Source organism: Nitrospira sp. Ecomares 2.1 (assembly GCF_965152585.1).
On record NZ_OZ224219.1, the window covers coordinates 4120641 to 4142779 of the forward strand.

A 22139-nucleotide genomic window follows, 5' to 3' on the forward strand; every position below is an offset into this window, starting at 1 on the left:
CCCGGGCCCTTAACCTATCCTCCGGTTTGTTCGATGGAAGTCACCGAACATGGTTCCGGACTGCCTGTCTTGGTGAACAGCCGGTAAACTGAAATGCCGTTAGATTTCCCTCTTAATGTGATCATGCCAACTTCTTTGAGTCTCCATGGATGGTCCCCGAGGTAGTGCTTGGTCGTCTCTCCAATAAGGATCCGGCAGACTTCATCTTTGGGCCAGGTCTCCAACGAGTCTTTTTGGAAACTTTCTAATCGAGAGGCAATGTTTACGGAATCTCCAATGGTCGTAAATTTCAGTCGTTGTTCACTGCCCAGACTTCCGACCACAACCGGCCCCGTTTGTATGCCTATCCGCATTCGCACCTCGGGCAATCCTTGCTGTTGCCATTGAGTATTCAGACATCGCATTTCCTGTTCCAGGGCCACGGCACAACTGACCGCATTGTTGACATCCTGCCGTTTGTTTTCTTCAGTCTGACTCAGCCGGAATACCCCGAAATCCGCTTTGATCATGTCTCCATGATAATCATCAACCATCCCTCCATGGTTGTCGATGATTTTCACCATTCGCTCCATATACGTGTTGAGCCAGTCCAGAACCGTGTTAGGTTCCATGTTTTCTGCAACAGTCGTAAACCCTTCAAGATCCGTAAACAACGTCGTCACCACCAATTTTTGTGGGCGCAACCGGCCCTTTTCCAAAAATTGCTCCCGCTTCTCCCAGACAGCCTGAGCCACTTCTGAAGAGACATGTCTGGAAAAAAGCGACATCAGGATCGTCCGGTCCTGCTTTTCCCGATTCGAAAGCCTGGCTGTCACCACCATGGCATTGACCACCAATCCCACGGCTGGAGGAATAAATGGTATCCACGTTCCATACATCATCCCGCCCACCACCACTCCGCTTAGCAGCAGCATCCCCATGAGCACCGCCAGAGAGAAACGCCAGGCACCCCGAACCCACCAGCCGATGAATCCGCCCACGAGCACCCATAGCCCGATCCAGGCTGTTTCCAGGGAATCTGGAAATGTCGCAATGGGGGCTTGGCCCTCCCCCTTCGCTAAGCGGAGCAGTTGGTGCACCATATAGGCATGCAGTTCAAGACCGGGAATTTGGTCACACACCGTAAGTGCTCCGCATTGGGAGGTGTAAAAATAGTCTTTGACTCCCTGGGCGATAACCCCGATAAGCACAATGTGGTCCTCAATCAATTCCGGATTGAATGTCCCTCCCAGAACGTCTCCCAAAGAAATGATAGGAAAAACGTTCTCCCCCCGTTCAAGATCCAATAGATATTGATACCCTTGGGCGTCCGCTCCAACATAACCCCCATCATGCGATTCGAATGGGCGGATGACCGTTTTTCCAATTTGCACCCAGTCTGAATTCTCAATGGCGGGTTTTGGGACTACACTCTCCTGCTGTAAATATTGCAGAGCGAGCAGCAAAGAAAACGACCGATAGAAATTGGTCCCATCATCCAGGAATAAGAGACCCCGCCGAACGATCCCCCCGGAATCCACGATCACATCGTTAAACCCGACACGATCCGTTCCTTGTAACAGGGCCGGACCGGGAATACCCCCCTTCTCAATTTTCCCGAATTTCATGACCATCAGAATTTCCGGGTGCGCCTTAAGAACCCGGTTAAATTCCTCCCGACCCGGCGGCACTTCCATATCCCGATAGATATCCACTCCGATCGCTCGAGGGTGATATGTCGTCAGGATGTCTAAGACTCTTGCCATGATTTCATCAGTGACCGGCCATTGCCCTAATGTACGGATATCCTGGTCTGTAATAGACACCAGCGTAATCGGAGGGTTTGTCCTTGTATTGGTCGGACGAAGACGCATCGACCAATCGTAAGCATCCAGTTCCGCACTTTCCAGAATGCCTTCCCACCGAAGCCCCATGACACCCAGAAAAACCAGGAGAGTCATGACCCCGATTTGAAAGGCGGGAGAACGAAGAGGAGAATGGCCCACAGGGATCCCCTTAACGACTCAGGTACCTTATAAATGAAAAAGAAACCGGGAAGGTATCTGCTGTACTTTGATGGTCACCACAAGCAAGTACATAGTGAGGAGAGCGCAATGAACGGGAAGAACATTGAACGCGCCTCGTACTTGATTATCAAAATTTTCAAGAAGACACGTGATCCGAAAAAAACGTGGCCGGCACTTCCATGGGCAAATGAATGTGAAAAATGGTGCCTCTATTCACTTCACTCTCGACACCGATGACTCCCGAATGGGCTTCGATAACATCCTTGACAATTTTTGTTCCCAACCCGGTTCCACCCTGTTTCCGGCTTATCGCCCTGGCCGTGAATAAGGTATCTCGAATTTCGGCTGGCATACCACGCCCGGTATCAATCACGGACACGTGAACCGTTTTTCCCATAGCCTCCATTTGTCCCGTAATCGTGATAGACCCGCCTTTGGGAACTTCGGAGATGGCGTTGTTGACAAGGTTATAAAAGGCATTAAACAGCCGGGATTCATCGGCTTGCATCACCGGCAATTCCAAAATTCCTTCATGAGCCAGAGAAATCCCTTTTTCTTGAGCGGCCAGCTTCAAGGTATCAAACACCGAAGCAACCACATGGTGAAGTTTACAAGGGGCAAAGCGTGGAGGGCTCGTCAAACCCTTCACGCAATCGGCAATTTCCTTTACCCGCTCTTGAATCCGTTTGGCGTTATTGGCCACCATCCCAATGACTTCCAGACATAATTCATAACTCGCCCGGCCTTTGTCAGGATCAAACGCTGGAAGATCAGCGAAGACGTCATTCATCTCATCTCTCAAAAGTGATGTCCCACACATGACCGGCATCAGCATATTTTTTACGTCATGCCCGATGTCTCCCAGGATTCTGGCCACTTCCGCTAATTTGGCTTCCTGAAATAATCGCGCCTGCTCGATGGCCAGTGCGGTGAAGGCCCCGATAATCATGAGGATGGCCACGTCGTCCTGATTTAATCTGTCCTCCCGCTTGTTCATCACCTCCAGGACGCCTATCGGATGTCCTTCCCATCGGTTCAGAGGAATGGCAATCAGGTCCCTGGTATGGAATCCGCTCAGTTGATCGATTTTCTCAAGGTGACGCTGGTCCTCCTTCACATCCTTAATCACCACAGGGGCTCCCGTGACAAAAACCGATCCTGCAATGCCTTGCGTCCATGGAAATGCGGTTCCGGGCTTGAGTGGCTGGTCACCAATTGAATGATAAAACACCAATTCTTTCGTTTCCGAATTGGCCAACAACACGGATCCGGCCCGGCAGTTCACCACCTCCAAGGCTATCTTTAATCCCTGCTCCACCACCTCTTCCACGCTGAGATGCTGAAAAAAGTGCTTGGCTAATTCTCCGGGCGGCTTCCAGTTCCCGCTCCTTTCGATCCAGTTGGGTCGAGGGATTCACGGCTCGTTCCCCAATGATGTCAAAGTTGACCAGTTCTTCACCATAGCGGTACCACTTTTGGAGAATTATCAGAAAAGCGTAGCAAAATTTCAAAAAAATAGCTTGTAGGGCCTTTAAGGGATCACCCAGGAGGAAGGGGCAAGCAGGATCAGACAAAATCAGGGCTATTTTTTCTCTAGTGTCACCACTTTATCCCATGGTTCCTGCGGTGGATGTTTGATGAACTGTTCACAGAGTTGGAGATAAAATTCCGAAGGTCCATCTCCATCTACAAGATCAACACACTGAGAGAACAATTCTCGGGCTATATTCCAATCTTGTATTCTAAATGCACCAAGGCCTTTAGCAAAGATCCCACTCGCTCTCATTCGATTTGGGTCAGACTCCTCGAAGCGACTGATGAGTTCGTAGATGACAAACGACGGCTCCTTTCTGTTGAGTTTAAATTGTCCAAGCTCTCTCATGAGAAAGGCTGCTTCAAGTCCATGGACGACATCGCCTGTCACGGCGATTGTCGTTCCAAGATACTTATTAAACCCTTCCACGCGGGGGGGAGTATTGAGCACATCTCCAGCGGGACGGGACTGATCGACCGCCCCCACCGTTCCGACGGCAAACTGCCCGCAATGCAATGCGATCCCGATGCGAAGACTATACGGTGCCACTTCCCGGTTAAACCGAGCAACAGATTTCGCAATATCCAATGCCGCGAAACACGCTTGTTTCCTCAAGCTCAGCGTATCCTGTGGCGCTTTCCAGATCGCCAGGATCGAATCTTCCTTCAGATCGACGATGAGCCCACCATGGTGGCGGACGGGCGTAAAGAGCGCTTCAAAGTATTTCCCAAGCATATCGTTCATTTCCTGAGGATTCAGATTTTCCAATAATGTCTTATAATTGACGGTATCGATAAACAGACAGGTTCCATTGACGACTTGAGGGCCGCCCTTGAGATTTCCGATGTCGCAGGACAGCGCATCCACCACATTATTGGGCAGATAGTCGCCAAAAACCTTCCGAATATTCTTTCGCTCCCTATCGGTCTCGTAATAGTTCCACAAGACCGCACTCCCGAAAGCCAGCGGACCCTGCACTAACAAGGGAATCAGGAAGGGAAACCACGTGAAGGCGGTTTTAAATGCATAAACGGTTCCTCCCAGGTACAGGAAACATAAGACAAGGACCGCTCCTGCCGCCATTATCGTCGGGACCATTCGGCAAATCATCCCAACAAGTAGCCCCCAACTCACGAGAAGCGATATTTTGGCATGCAGACTCAGGGGTTGGACGAAAGAGTCCTCCAGCATATTGGCAAAAACCGTGGCCGCAATTTCAACGCCTCCAATGACGACGCCATTAGGCTGGGAAAACACCGTATACAAACTATCCTTTCCTTCCACAAGGAACATTTCGGAAAGTCCCACAAAGACGGCTTTGTCTTTCAGATCATTTCGAGCACCCATGGTGGCATCAGACTCGGATTCCAGGATCTGATAATAGGAAATGGTTGGGATCGTCCGAGGGGGTCCATAGAAATTGAGATACCGACCCTGAGCGTTTCCGTAAACCTTGATAAGTGCGTTGAGTTGCTGGAAGTTCTTTACATCAGCTCGATAGGATCCCACAGGCCCGAGGGCTTTGAGCATGTCTTCTGCCAAATGTGGATTGCCTTCAAAGACCTTTCTGATATTCCGTACTAACTCCACCAGGCCTTTGCTGGTTCGAATTGACTCAAAATCATTTGGAAGTCGGCCGGTTAAATTGGGATGCACCTGATCAAGAAGATCAATAAACTTTTCATAGACCGATGAAGAAAACAATTGGAGTGCCAGGATTGGAAAAGTTGGCGTATCGCCCCTTCCTTTTTGAAACGTCCAATACTGGTTCGCCCTAAAGGGGATTCCTGGAAGCATAAATGGCCCGGTTCCGGCGGCCGCTTCCTTAAAGAGCGCAAATGGCTTCGAGATTTTCACGATGCTATCCGGGCCAGCACCGGCTTCTGCCATCACACCCATGGGAACTTTTTTCAAATGTACCGCATCTGCCAGCACCACATTACCGGCTCGCTGAATAGCTTTTTGGAAAATTACATCCTCCTCCGGAGATCGGGCTTCCAGAAAATTGACGTCGAAGACAATGACTTTGGCTCCGGCTTTTACCAGCCCGTCCGTTAGCCGAGCATGAAGAGAGCGAGGCCATTTATCAGGATTATCAGGGACGTTGAGATGCTCTGAAGAATCCTGATCAATACGAATGACCACCACCTCAGTCGGTGGCGGCCTGACGCCTCGCAATTGGAACAAGAGACCTAATCCAACATCTTCTTCAAAACTACGAGAGAGAGGGACAACACTGAAAACAACTCCAACGGTACCAATGAGCAGACCAAACAAAACGGCCTTAATGAGTTTGGCCACGAATGCCTCTCCTCTGATTCTGGGAATCTCATTCCTGAAGATACCACCAGAACCGTCAGTACCCACTGCTCCATGTGGGCATTTCCGAACGACCTATCCCATCAGCTTCATACTCGTCGTCCACTGAGAAGCACACACCAATCAGCCATCCTCACAATAAGACCAGCCGTCGGGACAATTTTCACAATCTCGGTGCAGGAGGGTGCACAGGAAGATGCAGATAAAACGTTGTGCCCACACCCAGCTCACTTTCGACATCAATGCGTCCTCCATGGGCATCCACCACATCTTTGACAATTTTGGTCCCCAGCCCCGTCCCTTCCTGCTTGGTGGTGATGGCCTCGGAGTGAAAAAGGCGATCCCGCACGTCGGGACACATGCCCTGACCATTGTCCGAAACAGTGATGAGAATCCCCTCTCCCGGATTGTTCTCCTCTCCAGAAACCGAGATCAGGCCTCCTCCGGGAATCTCCGGAATGGCATTGCTGATGAGATTGTAAAACGCGGTAAAAAGACGGTGCTCATCCGCTTCAATGACAGGGAGGGTGTCCAGGCCGTCGGTTTCAAGTAGGACCGCGTGCTCCGCCGCATAGGTTTTAAGGGTTGCAAACACGGCCCTCACCACAGTGGAAATCAGGCAGGGGGCGAAGTGGGGTGGACTCGTGACACCTTTGACCGCATCGGCAATTTCCCGCACGCGCCGTTGTATCCGTCTGGCATTGTTCACAATCATCCTGGTGAGTTCCTGACAATTGGCATAACTGGTCTCAGCTCCTTTCATCTTCACTTCCATCAAACGAGGAAATTGCTCATCCAATTCATCCTCCAATAATTGGGCCCCTGATAACACCGGCATCAACATATTCTTAATATCATGACTAACATCACCCAACATTCGCACGATGACGGCGAGCTTCGCTTCCCGGTACAGACGGGATTGCTCAATCGAGCTAGCGGCAAGGGCTGACACAATTGTCAGGATAGCCACGTCTTCTTCATCAAGAAGCGATTCGCGTTTGTTCAGGACTTCCAACACACCGATAGGCTTTCCTTCCCACCGTTTTAAAGGCAGAGCGACCATATCCCGTGTTACGTGCTCGGTTAACTCATCGATGGCTTTATAATGCCGTTGATCCCGTTTGACATCCGGGATCACGATCGGCTGTCCGGAATGAAACACGGCCCCGGCAATCCCCTTGTCCCATGGAATCGCCGTTCCGATTTCTACCGGGCTGGCTCCAATGGAATGACGGAACACGAGCTCCTCGGAATCCTGACTCGCGAGAAGAATGGATCCGCTCTCCGCTCCAACAACCTCCAGCGCAGTAGTAAGTGTTTTTTTAACCAACTCATCGGTATGGAAATTCTGGAAAAGCACTTCCGTCATCCGGCAGGCCGCTTCCAACTCCCGGTTGCGCTGTATCAATCGTCGATCTTCTATCCGGCGAGGCTCTTTTCGGCGTTCCGTAACAGAAATCTGAAACGAGGAGGATTTGCATTCAAATTCCACAGATATATCTCCTATGAAGGTTCGCGAGCTATCCCATACAGACTTACCCACGTGATTCATAAAATTTCATACAGCCGGTCAATGCATGGTTTGTTTCCACGTTAAATACCATTACCTCTCACCCTCCTGGCTGCCTTTGAATTTCGAACAACTAACATTGAGGTATCGGCCATTCCTGTTGGCTCCCTTCTTCAGTATCGGCCATCACCGGATAGGACGACATGTGGTACGCCAGCGCATTTACCTTTGCTGAAACGACCGATTTCCACCCGGTGAGAGAAAACGTTCGGTCATCCCTTGGCGACCACACCCTTCCCATCAAGGATGGTGATTCCGTTTGAGTGTCTCTGATCCGAATTATTCCTTCCGTTTCCCCCGCACCTGCACTGACAAATGGGGTGTTCATCTCTATCGCGCGAATGGCACGGGTGAAAACATCGGTCGCACTTTCGACGGGGACGACCAGAACGGTCTGTTCCTTTTGAATTCCTCCCAGCGTGATGGTGGTGTTTTGATCCAACCGGAGTACCGCTCGATTGGCAAGGGCGATATCCGCCCGGCCTCCATCACCTACCCGAATGCGATCCCCGGCACAGAGTATCGTGGAGACTCACCGGCTTCCATTGCTCGACATGCACGCGGCGGACCTCCACTCTGCCCTGAACGGACACGACCGTCGCCACAATCGGTTGGCATTCCGCAGCCGAGGTGACCGACGTGGTAAGCCCGACAGCCAAGAAGCTGATGCACAGAAGCCAAGTGGAACAGACAGAAACTTCGTTCCTGGTCATATTTCACCCATGTTTAGTGTATGGAGGAGATGCATCCTGTGTGCTCGTCTTTCGATGTATTGATAAGCGGAAAACGGGGAATTTTTGGTGAGAATATTCATATAGTATTCCACTCCTTTTTTCTCGGATTTCCTAGCAATGATACCGTGGCTTGAATTCGGAGGCTTTGACGACACGAGGCGTCGAATGACGCGAGGGGAGAAAGCGTACGAAGGTTAGAGGACGTTACGGGCTCATGGTCCCGCCATTTGGATCCTCTTCTTTTTTTGTGACATTTCGTGCCGCCAAATCTTGGGTCTCAACACCGCGCCCTTTGTGGTTTTTGACATTTTCGACTTCATCCACCCATTGTTCCCATGCTTTAAGAATACCTTTGAAGAGACGGATGATCTGTCGGTTAAAGATGACGGTTTCTTGTTGCATGGGCATGTTCCTTCTCTCACATTTCTGCGCAACGAGTCATCGAATCGTTCCTATGCCCCAATGACGCCTCAATGACTTGGCGAATCCTGTTTTTCAAAGTCTGAGACTACTGAGGAGGAGGGAGCATCCGTGTTCCGCACCTTCTGCCTCCCTCCGAATCCGACTCCTTTCGTCGTGAATTCCTTGTCGACACCAAGGAATTAAACCCAGAGAGGCGGGTTCATTAGGAAGCAACGATTGCGTGTTCAGAGGCACGAGCCCAAGCGACTTTCTCTGTATATGTCGCCACCCCTACAATCCTTTCTCATGGATTGGGAGATCATGCCATGAAGATGATTGAGGCTCATGGTTTTTGTGATTTTGATCACGTAAATTGTTATTGAGGCAACTTCAATACCATTCATATGTTGGGTGCCCTTACCGATTTCCTTGAAGATAACCAATTGGCTGAAAACAGAATTTTTCGTTTTCAAAGCATTTCAGCTGTGGTTATACCATCTCAGGCACCACGGAAGGGTATCCATTTGGATACATAACTTATCTATTTAGATACATGTCTTGGTTTACGACTCCCTGTCTTTAAATGTCCCAAGGTCGATCATTAAGGCCTATTTATTGTCCTTTAGTCCGAATGCTCCATGGTCCTTCTCAAATTATTCAAGACAGAACTGATGGATTGAGATTCTTTTTTGAGAGAGAAAATGAATAATCAAAAACATCCAAGGCAGATATTGGAATTGTCGGAGGTGTTGTAGGTTTTAAAAAAAAGGGCTACACCACGCCAATGCGATAGTTTGAAAAGCGGGTGAACCTTGGGAAATGAACGTGAAGAATAGAGAGGTAAAAGAAAAATGGCATTTCTAAAATTTTACTTCCTGGCCTTCTTTCAGAACCGTGACCTGAGGGATGTCCAGATGGCTTATTTCATCAATGATTTGGTCTCGTACGGTAGGCTTCATATGGTAAACGTATAAGGGCAGGTCAGGTTTTCCGATTTTTCGATATTCGTGGGCTAAAAGAGTTGGCGTGAGGTGTTTACTCCGATAGGCCATATCTTTCATTGAATCGGGAAAGGAAACCTCAATGAAGACCGCTTTTAAATTTGGGATTCGGGAGGCCTCCTGCCAAATATTTTCCGTCACATAGGTATCTCCACTATAAATCCACGCCACCTCGTCATCCTCAATAATAAAACCGGCTGTTTCGACGGTATGGTTAACGAGAAGGGGGGTCACTCTAACCCTTCCGGTCAAGCGCAATTGCTGTTTTGGTTCCAATTCTTTTCCACGTAAGATGGAATATGGGGATCCTGGAAGATTAAAGAAATTCGGAAAGACCAAATCGTTAAAAATATGCTTTTGAAGTCCAGCTAAAACTGAGGGTAAGCTTGCTACCACGATTTGATGATCTATCAGTCCGGACATATTATCGACAAGTGGAGGAATGCCCTTCACGTGATCTAGGTGCAAGTGGGAAAGGAGGATATATTTAATGCGTTTTTGCTCCTCTATAGTGAGTCCTGATGCTAATGTTCCAGCGTCCACCATCAGTTCTTCATTCACCAGGAATCCAACGCTCCGACAAATATGGTGACTGGTTTGCTCATTCAAGAACAGGTCAGACCCATGGGCACCCAATACCCGAATATTCACAATAAGCCCCTCGAATAAAAGCACTGATTCATATGTATGCTACACAGTTTGCAAAATTCAAAAAATGTAGTTATGGGATCAATTTCAAATCGTGAAATCCTCTGGGAGTTACCTACTCTTTGGGAAAAAGACAATCAGAACATCTTTTCTGTTTTTTTTATTTATCCCATTCCATGTCTCGTGCCTGTGACGTTCATCACTTTTCTGGTGTGATTACCCTCACATTTCGCCAAATCCATATTTTTTAAAATAATCAATTTCACCAAACAAGATCTATGGGACTTCATTCCCATAATCTATTGATATAGATATATTCCTGGTAATCGTAAGACTTCCGTTTTCTTTCAGAGCCTTAAGGGTTCGACTCAAGGTTTCACTGAAGCATCCTACCATTTTGGTTAATTCCTTGAAGTATGGGCGATGGGAAATCCATCATTGCATCTGAGTCTCTACCCCAAACTGGACCTCTCTCAAATCAAACAGACATCGGCTCACAACCCCCATAAATATCAGACATCACGAGACTGCGATCTTGTTCCCTGACTGTTCGCAATCATTGGGAATGGTTTTTGAGAAATTGTATAACAATACCTAAATGGTTTTTTTAAGAGTTCCGTCATCTCGTTTCCGCTCAATAAAAAACTCACTAGGCTCCACCATTATCACTGATGGGGACCGTGGAGCCGATTCCAGGATAGCCATTTCACCGAAAAAATTTCCTTAATCTAAATACGAGAGGATACATTTCTGCCCGTTTTTGCCCTTTAAATGTACTTTGAATTTGCCTGACAAGATGATGACCAATCCTTGGCCTGAATCGCCTTCTAGGAATATGTCATTTTTGTTAGGCCATTTCTGACTACTTCCCGAAACGACCAACAGACTGATTTCCTGATCCCATAAGTCGGAAAGAGTCAGACATTTTTAATAGTTTGGTTGTTCATCACCAAGAGAAAAATTCACTTAGGCATTATCCTTTCTTTGGATTTATACAGGCTCGGTTGTTATTTGGATAAAATGAACAAAACTTTTGAATTCAACATATTTGGTGATATCACTAATTCCTAAAGCAAAAACTATACTACAACTCATTAATTACAGAATTTCCGAATTCCGCCGGACATGGAAGTGGCTAATGGCTGTTAATTAAGTATTGGGGCGAGGGAGGAATGAATTGCTCATCTGCATTTTATAGAATAGCTTGCTTCTGACATAAAAAAGCCCTTTGCAATCGTAGAATGCAAAGGGCTTTAGCCAATGTGGCTCCTCGGGCAGGACTCGAACCTGCGACCATTCGGTTAACAGCCGAACGCTCTACCAACTGAGCTACCGAGGAACGAATATTTCTAAATCTCGATTTTTCTAAACTAAAAGTATGATCATAGCGGGACTGCCTGATTTCTTCAAGAACCGATGTAGCATTTTACAATTTTTTTGACTTAGAACTGAAAATCCGCAGAATCCTCTTCCCCCTCATCCGCCTCTGACGCACCTCCATCAGATAACTTCACGTAATGGCGTGCCCAGGATAAATAGATATTGGCACTGTCTTTCATGGCATCAGTGCCCTTTATAAGTTTGCCAACAATTTCCTGGTCTCCCCCATTGATTTCAATCTCTCGCGCTTTGCTTTCTAAGGCATGATGAAAATTTTCCATCTCTTCGGTTAACTTCTGCATATGATCATTCAAATCGATACTCATTTTATCTTACCTCTAAATCAACTAATGCATTATTAGGTGGCGGTTCCCCTCAAACAAATAAAAAAGCCCTACGACCAATCACCAGACGGAAGATCGTAGGGCTTTTCGTCTTTTAGAGTTACCCCTGATAGGCTTGACCCAACTCCGCGGCTTCTCCAGCCTTTTCCATTAAGGTCCCATCTGAATTCACCGCGACCATCTCAATGGCTTCATGTTTAGCGGCGTCACACACGACTTTACACAGCTCACAACCCTTACACCTGTCAATATGCACTTCGGCTATCATTTTGTCTGAATTGAGATCCAAACAATTAGCTTCCGGGCAATACATGATGCAGAGCCGACAGCCTTTTTTCGCCACACACTTTTCTTCTGTCACTAGGGCAACATTATACATCTATCTCTTTCCTTCGATGATGAGGTTCTCGGTATTTATGCAGCAGCGGCTTCTCCAACCATTAATTCCACCTTATTTTTCTCGGCCCATTCCGCAGCGATTTCATAAGATCTAGCCACCGTATCGAGATTCTTTTTCAACAACATTTCTTTCTTCGCAAACTTCTTCTTAATGGCTTCGTCCAGCGTTGCCGTACCGCCAGATGCCACAAACTTCTTACCAAACCGTTCTTGTAAGGCCAAATCCAAGCCATTCATGGATACACACTTCGTAATTCCTGCTACCGAACCAATCATGGTCATGTTTGTCGCCAATTCAGTCCCTGCAACTTCCAGAGCGATATTCGTACCTGGTATGTTAAAGACCGATACATTGAGATCTTTGAGTCGCTTCACATCTTCGTCTGACAAAAGGGGCATATCGGTATTAATGATCACAAGCCCCCCCTCTTTAATCCCTGAATAAAATGGCATCGTATAACTCTTCCCCATCGTAATGACTTGAGGATGAAATACTTGAATCACATCAGGAAACACGAGTTCGCCACGGTCGTAAATCTTCCTCAACCCTATTCGACAGTAACTCTCGGCAGGCGCCATGCGTTTTTCCGCTCCAAAGAATGGGTTTGAAATAGCAAACTTACCATCTTTAGATGCAGCCATGGCCATGACATGAGCCGCAGTCACGGCACCCTGCCCTCCCAGACCTGACATTCGGATATTGATTCGACGTATAATCATGGAATATCTCCTCTCACATGTCCCGCCGTTTACACTGTTACTGTTTGGGAAGCAAGTTGCCTTTTCGCTTCAGCCTTTCGTTCCTTTTCCTTCGCTGCCAATTCGGCCAATAATTCCTTTGCCGGTTCACTTACATACTCTTTATATGCAAACCGTTCTGTTGGCTTTTCGGAATCACGCATTTCCTGCAAACCTTCCATACTGTTTTTCCCAATTTCCAAGATACATGGCGTATACAACTGGAGGTAAGTCGGCCCAATTTCCCGCGCAATATGCACAGCATTTTTAATTACTTTTTCTATGAGATTTGGTTTGCTGACCGTGCAATTCACTACATAATGGCAACCGGATTCCCTGGCAATTTCGGGGAGACGAACTTTTTCAAAGGTCTTACCTACAGGGGCCATCTTGGCAACAAATCCCTTTTGCATAAGCCCACTTTCTTGACCACCGGTATTGGCATACAGCTCGTTATCAAAACAAATGGTAGTAAATTTTTCCTGACGGAACCAGGCCTGCAAGGTCATGTCTAAACCAATATCCACCGTAGCCCCGTCTCCTGCCAGCACTACTACGTCTTTGTGGCGATCAGGAAACCGGACCGTCAACGCCCGTTTCAACCCAGATGCAACGGCATTTTGATTGCCAAACAAAGAATGGATATTGTGGACCGCCACATGTGGGAAAACCAAGCTGGTACATCCCGTCGAACCCACCATCACTGTATCCTCTGGATTTGGCAAAGAGGCGAGGATATAGCGAAATGCCATAGACTCCGGACATCCGGCACAAAGCGAATGCTCTTCAATGAGTTCCTTCGCATTACCGATATCCTTCCATCCCCGTTGCTCATTCCCATACGTCGCCCGCTTAACTAAATCCTGATACTCAGCGGGCATGATATCAAATAACTCCTCTGCGATTTTTATTCTTTCTTTACTCATGAATTTCTCCTTATAGTCGTGATCTGTTTGAGAGCCATACTCTCATCGAGGACTTTCCGTTGCATCAACCCCCACGCCCAGCCAACGAAGGTGCCTTAATGCCTAACACCGTTTTGATTTCAGCGGCGATTATTTCAGGCGGCATCGTCATACCACCGCATACATGGGGACCCGCATGGACCCGATTATTATTCGGAATGGTTGCACTCACTTCACGGGCCAACCATCCAGTGACATTAAATTCAGGAACAATAATGTGGTTCGCATGTTTTGTAGCTTCCCTGATCTCCTCTCCTGGCCATGGGCGTAGAGTTTTGACCTTCACCAAACCAACCTTAATCCCTTCCTCTTCTAATATCGCAATGGCTTCCCGGCTTTGCGAGACTGCCGTTCCCGAGGCCACGACAATGACATCCGCATCAGTATTTTCGGTATCAATCAGTCCATCCATCCAACGGATAGTATGCTTTCTTGAACGCTCAACAGCCGCCCAAACCTCTTGCTGCCAGCTCGCATGGGTGGCGTAACTGATATAATTGCTTTTCATTACGAAAGGATCTCTCATCATGCGAACAGGAGGGCACTCCATATCCATACACGGAACAGGTGACCGATAAGGGTCGTACGGTGGCAGGCACATATCCACAGGGGTCAGATCAACCATATCCTTCGTATGGGTCACAAAAAATCCATCGCAGCATAAGGCCAGTGGCAAATGGACATCAGGTTCTTCCGATACCATGTACCCCTTGAGTATCCAATCATAAAAATCTTGTGCAGTTTCTGCATGCCACACCAGCATACCCGTCTGCATCAGATAAGAAATTTCCAAAGTATCCGGCTGGATCGAGAGCGGAGAGTTGATGCCACGACAGGTTACAATCATTTGAATAGGCAATCGCGCTCCGGCCCACATGGGGAAATTTTCCATAGCCCGCATCGTGCCTGGTCCAGCGGTGGTGGTAAATACTCTGGCACCACCAAAAGCTGCTCCCGCACATTGAGACATGACGGCAAATTCACTCTCCCCTCGGAAGTAATCACCAATATAACCTTCGGCAAAGAGTTCCCCGCACAAAGCAGCAGCTTCACTTTGAGGTGTAATGGGATACGCGACCATTATGTCACAGGAGGCTCTACGTACGGCCTCTTTAATGACTTCGCTCCCGGTAAAGAACGATGGCGTCCTTGCCGCCTCATTCATCATGTGCCAGGGATCGGTATACACCTGCTCTTTTTTGTTTTTTTGTCCTATAAAAGAAGCTTGAGCGGCCATAACTTTGACCTCCTTTTTCTGCTTCAGGGTGAAAAACTTCAGATTTTCCTAAAAAATATACTCACAATCACAGAAGAAATTTTATCAGAACAAGCACTTCATATTTTCATCTACAATAAAGACAGACCCAGAACGATTCCCCCTAATGTTTCACCGGAGGAGGAACCGACCCCTTCAACTTCTTTACCCAATCTGCCAATCTAATTATTTTATCAGCTGTCGCGTCACGAACGGACAACATGGCATCTTCATGGCCTGCTTGCGCACACATAGCAATAGTATAACAGTTCGTGCCACCACGAATGATCTTGAGAGAAAGATTGGCCTGATGGCAATGGACGCCCACAAACATACAGGCATCAATTTTATTATGCCAGATGGTCAAATTTGGATGGTTCGGGTTAATTTCAATTTCAGGATTAATTTTAGGATACTTCGGTCTATAATCCGGCATGGGAATAAGCATAGCCTGCTGACACGAAGAATCCACACATTCCTTAATGGTTTCATACAAATGGCGAATTGCTTTGGCTTTCTTGGCTGCCTTGTCATTCCAAGCCCATAGGACCAATGGTCCAGGGAAAATTGTAGGAACTTTGGCCGAAAGAAACTGTCTGGCTGCTTCCTCCAAGGCTTCTTCTTCAGAAACTATGCTACCATGAATATGTCCCTGACCTGGATCGGGGAGTCGAATCCCCATAGAAGCCGCCGACGGTGGCAAAAAATGTTCGGGTCCTGGCATAACCCTATAAGAAGTTGTCATCGTACCCTCATGTCTCCATTAAAAAAAAATTGACAATCCTACCCGTTGCATCTCCTTACTGTAAGAAGACAATAAGCAAATCTCAAGATCAAAAAAGACCCACCGGTCAAAAATATTTGACTTTTTGAGAATATACCTATGAGTCTTTTGCCCTATAATTAAGAATATTCCTTAATAACCTAGCCTAGTATAAGAAGGCGCATTAAAAATTGTCAATTTGACAATTGTCGATAACAGATGCAATAGGCAATTTTTCACAGTAAAGAGCTTCATGACTGTCAATTTGTTATTTATTTGAAGAAGTAAAGACCTAAGATTGAGAAAAAGGGAATGAAAACCCCCGGCAGGCAAAAAAGAGAACATGGCCTATCTGGCTCTTACCTTCAAAATAGCGTATCGCCACGTAGCTTCACCAATAATTTTTGGGATCGCGGAAAAAGGAATGGTTAAAGAAAAATCTCTCGCCTGTTTCGGAGGGATTTCCAACGAGATCTCTGCGGTTTCTTGCCCAACAATTTCACATTCCGTCGCATGGCAATCCTCAATCGTAGCTTGGATAGTCACGGAAATGATGGTAAAAATTTGAGCTGCATTTTCAAGCCTCCCGGTCAGCACAAACGATCGGGAGTTCAGTCCGGGTCGAACGTCCATGTGAGAGAGTTGGACCTGGCTAATAGGAATCCGCTGAAACTCCAATTCCCGCTCCTGGGTATCCTGCCAAATAATGAACGCGATGGCTCCAAACAGAACCATCAGGATCACCCCTAGGACGCGACGAAATTTCGGCAAATACCCCGCGACCAAAATCATGATTAATATCAATAGGATAATAGTAATTGGCAGCATATATTTCACAGGCCGTAGGTGCGAGAAAAATTCTTATTCCTCCTCTACACCCTTATCGGCCTTCTGATTCCCCTTCTTTCACTGGAGAAAGCAATGCAAGATTTTTCTCATGAAATCGAAATCGCCTCGCATCTGGCCAGAAAGGCTGGAGAGATTATCATGGACATCTATAAAAATGATTTTGCGGTCATGTACAAAGGCATTAACGATCCCGTCACCAAGGCAGATCAACAGGCCAACGCTCTTATCGTAGATGAATTACACACACAATTCCCACAAGATTCAATCGTGGCGGAGGAAAGCCCCCTACCCTCCAACTCTTTAACGACAGGCCGGACCTGGTACATAGATCCCCTAGATGGCACGAAAGAGTTTATTGCACACAACGGCGAATTTTCTATCATGATCGGACTGACGATTGATGCTCATGCCAAACTTGGCGTCGTCTACTGGCCTACCCGTGACGAACTCTATGCCGGCCTGACGGACCAAACAGCTTGGGTAGAACGCAACGGGGACCGCCAAAAACTCTTCGCTTGCGAATCCAAATGCCCCCCCAACATTTCATTAGTTACCTCTCGCTCCCATCGATCCCCAGCACTTTCTACCATTAAACAATCATTACCCATCCACAAAGAACAACAGATGGGAAGTGTGGGACTGAAAATTGCTCAGATTGCCCAAGGAACAGCTGATGTCTACGTTGAACCCAGTCCGTATACCAAAGCATGGGATGCCTGTGCACCTGAAGCCATTTTGCGAGGTGCCGGTGGGTACTTTACCGATATTCACGGGAAACCCATCCAATATGGCCTCAATAATTTTCGCAATCTCCACGGGTTGGTCGGAAGCACTCCAGACATTCATCAACGCGTGATTCATGCCTTGACGGGTCGATGTTCCTCGTGTGAAAGTTGACACCTTTTTCCGGCGATTCTTAGAATTTATTCTTTAATACCTTATTCAGCGACTTTTTCAATTATTATTCTCACACAATTATGAGAAAAAACCTCGTCATTATCGGAGGCGGCTTAGCCGGATCAGAAGCGGCTTGGCAGGCGGCCAACTCTGGAGCCAGAGTGACCCTGTATGAAATGCGGCCCAAGGAAGAGACAGCCGCGCATAAGACCGATCACCTAGCCGAAATCGTCTGCTCAAATTCCTTGGGATCGAATGATCCTCTCAGCGCTCCGGGTATGTTGAAAGAAGAGATGCGCCAATTGAACTCTTTGATCATCCGAATTGCCGACGAGGTGCGGATCCCGGCAGGGACGGCATTAGCCGTGGATAGAGACCAATTTGCTTCCAAGGTGACCCAGGCATTAGCCGAACACCCGAATATCAAAATTCTTCGAGAAGAGATCCATGAAATTCCCGAGGATGCGCTGTGCATAATTGCCACCGGCCCCTTGACCTCACCGAAACTGTCTGAGGCAATCATCCAGTTCACCCAATCGAAAAATTTGTTTTTCTTCGACGCCATCTCACCAATTGTGGATGCCGATTCCCTCAACACAGACCGGACGTTTCTGGCATCACGATATGAAAAAGGTACGGCGGATTACGTGAATTGTCCTATGGACGAAGAAACCTATAACGCCTTTTATAATGCATTGATCGAAGCTGATCGCGTCCAACCAAAGTCTTTCGAGAACGTGCCGTATTTTGAAGGGTGTCTCCCAATTGAGGTCATGGCCGACCGTGGTCGGCAAACCTTATTATTTGGTCCCCTCAAACCTGTGGGATTAATTGATCCTAAAACCGGCCAACGACCCTATGCTGTGCTACAATTACGTCCAGAAAACGCATATGGCTCCTGCTACAATCTGGTAGGATTTCAGACCAAACTCACCTACCCGGAGCAACGCAGAATCTTCAGAATGATCCCGGGCTTGGAACAGGCAGAATTTTTACGATGTGGAAGCATCCACCGAAATACGTATATCAATGCACCCATCCTCTTACAAAACACCTTGCAAGTAAAAAAACAGCCTCGCATCTTTTTTGCCGGACAATTGGTTGGAGTAGAAGGTTATGTAGAGGCTGCAGCTAGTGGAGGGATAGCCGGAATCAATGCCGCTCGCATCTTATCAGGCCGTTCACCGGTCACCCCACCACCCTCTACCGCTCATGGAGCACTTCTCCATTACATTACGACCTGTGAGCCAAAGCACTTTCAACCGATTAATTCCAACTTTGGGCTATACCCGCCACTTGATACACCGGTGCGAGACAAACAGAAAAAACGACAACTCATCCAAGAACGGGCTACTTCCCATTTCAAAGCATGGATGACGCAATCCGAGCTTTCGTAATGTACCTTCAATTGGAACGGGGAGTTTCACCTGAAACAAGCCGAAGCTATCAGTCCGACCTCAAACAATTCATGGCGCACATTCGACACACACTTTCAGTGAATGACCTTTTACAGCCTGGTGCAATTGACTCGTTCCATATTCGATCCTTTCTCAAGAGCCTCAGCGATCAAGGGTTAAAAAAACCCTCACTTGCCAGAAAACTGGCATGTCTCAAAAGCTTTTTTCGTTTTTTAGTTGAAGATGGACGGATACCCCGTAATCCCGCATCGACTGTTCGTTCACCTCGACAAGGAACACGTCTTCCCACTGTCCTCACCAAGGACGAAGCCAATACCCTGTTAGACGCATCAGCATCCCAGAGATGGATTGAGTTGAGAAACCACGCCATTCTAGAAACGTTGTATGCAAGCGGAGCCCGGGTATCAGAACTGGTCGGATTAAATTGGGGAGATGTGGATCTAGAAACCAGATCGATCCGATTGCGTGGGAAAGGGAAAAAAGAGCGGATGGTGCCTATTGGCACAGTGGCGGCTGAGGTCATCTTGGAATATCAACGTCATCTGCCCCACAAGAACAAGGTTGTACCAACCGGAACATCAGCTCCACTCGTACCCTGCCCAGGATCCCAACCCCTTTTTCTTAATGCTCGAGGAGGACGATTAACCGCTCGAAGCGTGGAACGCATGATGAAGCAAGAGACCGGACACCGTTTCAATAAGACCGTTACTCCCCACACCTTGCGCCATTCCTTTGCCACCCATCTCCTCGATGAGGGCGCGGACCTGCGAGCCATCCAGGAACTCTTGGGGCATGCTTCGCTCGCCACAACCCAAAAATACACCCATGTGGCAACTGACCAACTCATGGCCGTTTATGACCGGGCCCATCCCCGATCCGGCTCTTCTCACTCCATACCCCCAGAAGGAGACCTTCTCAAACGATGAAGATTCGATCCACTACGATTTTGTGCGTCCGCAAGGGGGCTTCAGTAGCTATGGGCTGTGATGGCCAGGTCACCGTCGGCAGCACAATTATGAAAAGTAACGCCAGGAAACTCCGGAAAATGCATCAAGACCAGGTCCTGACCGGCTTTGCAGGAGCGACAGCAGATGCATTTACCCTATTTGAAAAATTCGACACGAAGCTGGAAGAATACCGAGGAAATCTAACTCGAGCCGCCGTCGAGCTGGCGAAGGATTGGCGAACCGACCGGGTCCTTCGACGATTGGAAGCGCTTTTGGCCGTGGCGGACCGGGAGCATTCATTCATTATTACCGGCACGGGTGATGTGGTCGAACCGGAAGATGGAATTTTGGCCATTGGATCGGGAGGACCCTATGCCTTATCGGCGGCTCGAGCTCTCCTGGCTCATACTGAACTGCTACCCTCCCAGGTTGTCGAACAAAGCATGCAAATCGCCGCCGGCATCGATATTTATACCAACCATCACATTGTCATTGAGGAGTTATCGTCATAACGTATGGAACAACAGACTTCACCAACACCCAAAAATTTGGACTCCCTCACTCCACGCCAAATTGTGGAGGAATTAGACCGCTATGTCATTGGACAACGGGACGCCAAGCGCATGGTCGCCATCGCCTTACGGAACCGCTGGCGACGCCAACAGCTCAGCCCGGAGCTCCGTGATGAAATTGTCCCGAAAAATATCATTATGATTGGCCCAACAGGTGTCGGGAAAACCGAAATTTCCCGACGGGTTTCAAAATTAGCAGACGCGCCATTCATAAAAGTGGAAGCCTCCAAATTTACCGAGGTGGGATACGTCGGCAGGGACGTGGAATCTCTGATTCGTGATCTCACAGATTTATCCATCAATATGGTCAAAACTGCTTACCTGGAAAAAGTCCAAAAGAAGGCTGAAGACATGGCCGAAGAGCGCGTCTTAGATATGCTCCTTCCGCCTTCGCCATCGAGTCCTTCATTTGAGACCACTGAAGAGTCAGCAGAGGCTCCCACACAACAGAAACAGGATCAACAGGAATCCACCCGCTCAAAACTTCGCCTTCAGCTGCGCGAGGGCAAACTGGATAACCGTATGGTGGAAATAGAAATCAAGGAACGAGGAGGACTTCCGGTTGGAATCATTTCCAATATCGGAGGGATGGAAGATCTTGAGCACAACCTTCGGGATATGCTCGGCGGCATGATGCCGGGTAAAAAGAAAAATCGTCGGATGAAAGTCTCAGAAGCGCTGAAATTCATGGCCCAGGAAGAAGCGCAAAAACTCATTGATATGGAGGAAGTGACCAAAGAGGCCATTACCCGCACGGAACAATCGGGTATCGTCTTCCTGGACGAGATTGACAAAATAGCCGGGCGAGAGAAAAACACAGGCCCTGACATTTCCCGGGAAGGAGTCCAGCGGGACCTGCTTCCGATCGTGGAGGGATCGACGGTCAATACTAAACACGGCCCGGTCAAAACCGATCATATTTTATTTATTGCCGCAGGAGCATTTCATGTGGCCAAACCCTCGGACTTGATTCCGGAATTACAAGGTCGGTTTCCCATCCGGGTGGAACTGGAGCCCCTCACAAAGGATGATCTCATCCGAATTTTAACCGAGCCCAGAAATGCCCTGGTCAAACAATATCACGCATTGCTAAGCACAGAAGGCATCGCGTTGGAATTCACTAAAGACGGGATCGAGGAAATTGCAGCCACTGCTGTGCAGGTGAATGACCGAACCGAAAACATCGGAGCACGTCGGCTCTTCACCATCGTGGAACGGTTATTGGAAGATGTCTCGTTTGAAGCGCAGGATCTTCAGAAAAAAGAGGTCGTCATCAACGCGCAGTATGTTCGAGACCACCTGCAAAGCATCGTGAAGGACGAAGATCTCAGCCGGTTCATACTTTAAAATTATCCCTTCTGCTACTATGATCATATGTCCTTTTAACCTCCACCATCT

At 47.8% G+C, this 22139-nt stretch carries 20 protein-coding genes and 1 tRNA gene; 5 read left to right on the plus strand and 16 right to left on the minus strand.

The features are described from left to right. Positions 1 to 14: 14 nt before the first annotated feature. The 16 genes from ACWHYD_RS18215 to ACWHYD_RS18290 all read right to left on the minus strand — a co-directional run bounded on the left by ACWHYD_RS18215 (position 15) and on the right by ACWHYD_RS18290 (position 16850). Positions 15 to 1985, minus strand: a complete 1971-nt coding sequence (locus ACWHYD_RS18215; RefSeq protein ID WP_447963432.1) for a CHASE2 domain-containing protein — start codon at positions 1983 to 1985, stop codon at positions 15 to 17. A 157-nt stretch (positions 1986 to 2142) separates the two neighbouring features. After that, a complete protein-coding gene (locus tag ACWHYD_RS18220; RefSeq protein ID WP_447963433.1) occupies positions 2143 to 3336 on the minus strand; it encodes an ATP-binding protein in 1194 nt (397 codons plus the stop codon). Between the two features lie 252 nt (positions 3337 to 3588). Then, the gene (locus tag ACWHYD_RS18225; RefSeq protein WP_447963434.1) at positions 3589 to 5841 is read right to left on the minus strand and encodes a CHASE2 domain-containing protein; all 2253 of its coding nucleotides are present in this window, start codon (positions 5839 to 5841) and stop codon (positions 3589 to 3591) included. 181 nt (positions 5842 to 6022) lie between these two features. Then, the gene (locus ACWHYD_RS18230; RefSeq protein WP_447963435.1) at positions 6023 to 7351 is read right to left on the minus strand and encodes an ATP-binding protein; all 1329 of its coding nucleotides are present in this window, start codon (positions 7349 to 7351) and stop codon (positions 6023 to 6025) included. Positions 7352 to 7502: 151 nt separating this feature from the next. Then, positions 7503 to 7871, minus strand: a complete 369-nt coding sequence (locus ACWHYD_RS18235) for a hypothetical protein (protein ID WP_447963436.1) — start codon at positions 7869 to 7871, stop codon at positions 7503 to 7505. 46 nt (positions 7872 to 7917) lie between these two features. After that, a complete protein-coding gene (locus tag ACWHYD_RS18240; protein WP_447963437.1) occupies positions 7918 to 8142 on the minus strand; it encodes a hypothetical protein in 225 nt (74 codons plus the stop codon). A 225-nt stretch (positions 8143 to 8367) separates the two neighbouring features. After that, positions 8368 to 8571: a hypothetical protein gene (locus ACWHYD_RS18245; protein ID WP_447963438.1), complete on the minus strand. Its 204-nt coding sequence runs from the start codon at positions 8569 to 8571 to the stop codon at positions 8368 to 8370. An 854-nt stretch (positions 8572 to 9425) separates the two neighbouring features. After that, a complete protein-coding gene (locus ACWHYD_RS18250; protein WP_447963439.1) occupies positions 9426 to 10217 on the minus strand; it encodes an MBL fold metallo-hydrolase in 792 nt (263 codons plus the stop codon). Between the two features lie 1260 nt (positions 10218 to 11477). Further along, positions 11478 to 11553 (minus strand) — tRNA-Asn (locus ACWHYD_RS18255). A gap of 103 nt (positions 11554 to 11656) precedes the next feature. Beyond that, positions 11657 to 11920 (minus strand): hypothetical protein, encoded by a 264-nt coding sequence (locus ACWHYD_RS18260; RefSeq protein WP_447963440.1) that lies wholly within the window; start codon positions 11918 to 11920, stop codon positions 11657 to 11659. A 118-nt stretch (positions 11921 to 12038) separates the two neighbouring features. Further along, positions 12039 to 12317, minus strand: coding sequence for a pyruvate ferredoxin oxidoreductase (locus tag ACWHYD_RS18265; RefSeq protein ID WP_447963441.1), 279 nt, complete (start codon positions 12315 to 12317; stop codon positions 12039 to 12041). 35 nt (positions 12318 to 12352) lie between these two features. Then, positions 12353 to 13057, minus strand: coding sequence for a 2-oxoacid:acceptor oxidoreductase family protein (locus tag ACWHYD_RS18270; protein ID WP_447963442.1), 705 nt, complete (start codon positions 13055 to 13057; stop codon positions 12353 to 12355). Positions 13058 to 13086: 29 nt separating this feature from the next. After that, on the minus strand, positions 13087 to 14001 hold the full coding sequence (locus ACWHYD_RS18275; RefSeq protein WP_447963443.1) for a thiamine pyrophosphate-dependent enzyme: 915 nt from the start codon (positions 13999 to 14001) through the stop codon (positions 13087 to 13089). A 64-nt stretch (positions 14002 to 14065) separates the two neighbouring features. Further along, positions 14066 to 15277 carry a transketolase C-terminal domain-containing protein gene (locus ACWHYD_RS18280; RefSeq protein WP_447963444.1) on the minus strand — a complete coding sequence of 404 codons (1212 nt, stop codon included), beginning with the start codon at positions 15275 to 15277 and terminating at the stop codon, positions 14066 to 14068. 142 nt (positions 15278 to 15419) lie between these two features. Continuing rightward, positions 15420 to 16040: a carbon monoxide dehydrogenase beta subunit family protein gene (locus ACWHYD_RS18285; RefSeq protein ID WP_447963445.1), complete on the minus strand. Its 621-nt coding sequence runs from the start codon at positions 16038 to 16040 to the stop codon at positions 15420 to 15422. Between the two features lie 366 nt (positions 16041 to 16406). Further along, positions 16407 to 16850, minus strand: coding sequence for a hypothetical protein (locus ACWHYD_RS18290; RefSeq protein ID WP_447963446.1), 444 nt, complete (start codon positions 16848 to 16850; stop codon positions 16407 to 16409). Between the two features lie 129 nt (positions 16851 to 16979). On the opposite strand from ACWHYD_RS18290, the gene ACWHYD_RS18295 reads away from it, so the two are divergent. The 5 genes from ACWHYD_RS18295 to hslU all read left to right on the plus strand — a co-directional run bounded on the left by ACWHYD_RS18295 (position 16980) and on the right by hslU (position 22088). Next, entirely contained in the window at positions 16980 to 17804 is an 825-nt protein-coding gene (locus tag ACWHYD_RS18295; protein ID WP_447963447.1) for a 3'(2'),5'-bisphosphate nucleotidase CysQ family protein, read from the plus strand. 80 nt (positions 17805 to 17884) lie between these two features. Next, the gene (gene trmFO, locus ACWHYD_RS18300) at positions 17885 to 19201 is read left to right on the plus strand and encodes a methylenetetrahydrofolate--tRNA-(uracil(54)-C(5))-methyltransferase (FADH(2)-oxidizing) TrmFO (protein ID WP_447963448.1); all 1317 of its coding nucleotides are present in this window, start codon (positions 17885 to 17887) and stop codon (positions 19199 to 19201) included. Further along, positions 19201 to 20148 carry a tyrosine recombinase XerC gene (locus tag ACWHYD_RS18305; RefSeq protein WP_447963449.1) on the plus strand — a complete coding sequence of 316 codons (948 nt, stop codon included), beginning with the start codon at positions 19201 to 19203 and terminating at the stop codon, positions 20146 to 20148. The genes trmFO and ACWHYD_RS18305 overlap by 1 nt, the downstream gene beginning before the upstream one ends. Further along, positions 20145 to 20681 carry an ATP-dependent protease subunit HslV gene (gene hslV / locus ACWHYD_RS18310; RefSeq protein ID WP_447963450.1) on the plus strand — a complete coding sequence of 179 codons (537 nt, stop codon included), beginning with the start codon at positions 20145 to 20147 and terminating at the stop codon, positions 20679 to 20681. Before ACWHYD_RS18305 ends, hslV begins: the two co-directional genes overlap by 4 nt. Before the next feature lie 3 nt (positions 20682 to 20684). Further along, positions 20685 to 22088 carry an ATP-dependent protease ATPase subunit HslU gene (gene hslU, locus ACWHYD_RS18315; protein ID WP_447963451.1) on the plus strand — a complete coding sequence of 468 codons (1404 nt, stop codon included), beginning with the start codon at positions 20685 to 20687 and terminating at the stop codon, positions 22086 to 22088. Positions 22089 to 22139 lie beyond the last annotated feature (51 nt).

Excerpts from the sequence above, each read along its gene's own strand:
- ACWHYD_RS18240 (WP_447963437.1), bottom strand. The coding sequence starts at position 8,142 with ATGACCAGGAACGAAGTTTCTGTCTGTTCCACTTGGCTTCTGTGCATC.
- ACWHYD_RS18245 (WP_447963438.1), bottom strand. The coding sequence starts at position 8,571 with ATGCCCATGCAACAAGAAACCGTCATCTTTAACCGACAGATCATCCGT.
- ACWHYD_RS18260 (WP_447963440.1), bottom strand. The coding sequence starts at position 11,920 with ATGAGTATCGATTTGAATGATCATATGCAGAAGTTAACCGAAGAGATG.
- ACWHYD_RS18265 (WP_447963441.1), bottom strand. The coding sequence starts at position 12,317 with ATGTATAATGTTGCCCTAGTGACAGAAGAAAAGTGTGTGGCGAAAAAA.
- ACWHYD_RS18270 (WP_447963442.1), bottom strand. The coding sequence starts at position 13,057 with ATGATTATACGTCGAATCAATATCCGAATGTCAGGTCTGGGAGGGCAG.
- ACWHYD_RS18275 (WP_447963443.1), bottom strand. The coding sequence starts at position 14,001 with ATGAGTAAAGAAAGAATAAAAATCGCAGAGGAGTTATTTGATATCATG.
- ACWHYD_RS18280 (WP_447963444.1), bottom strand. The coding sequence starts at position 15,277 with ATGGCCGCTCAAGCTTCTTTTATAGGACAAAAAAACAAAAAAGAGCAG.
- ACWHYD_RS18285 (WP_447963445.1), bottom strand. The coding sequence starts at position 16,040 with ATGACAACTTCTTATAGGGTTATGCCAGGACCCGAACATTTTTTGCCA.
- ACWHYD_RS18290 (WP_447963446.1), bottom strand. The coding sequence starts at position 16,850 with ATGATTTTGGTCGCGGGGTATTTGCCGAAATTTCGTCGCGTCCTAGGG.
- ACWHYD_RS18295 (WP_447963447.1), top strand. The coding sequence starts at position 16,980 with ATGCAAGATTTTTCTCATGAAATCGAAATCGCCTCGCATCTGGCCAGA.
- trmFO (WP_447963448.1), top strand. The coding sequence starts at position 17,885 with ATGAGAAAAAACCTCGTCATTATCGGAGGCGGCTTAGCCGGATCAGAA.
- ACWHYD_RS18305 (WP_447963449.1), top strand. The coding sequence starts at position 19,201 with ATGTACCTTCAATTGGAACGGGGAGTTTCACCTGAAACAAGCCGAAGC.
- hslV (WP_447963450.1), top strand. The coding sequence starts at position 20,145 with ATGAAGATTCGATCCACTACGATTTTGTGCGTCCGCAAGGGGGCTTCA.
- hslU (WP_447963451.1), top strand. The coding sequence starts at position 20,685 with ATGGAACAACAGACTTCACCAACACCCAAAAATTTGGACTCCCTCACT.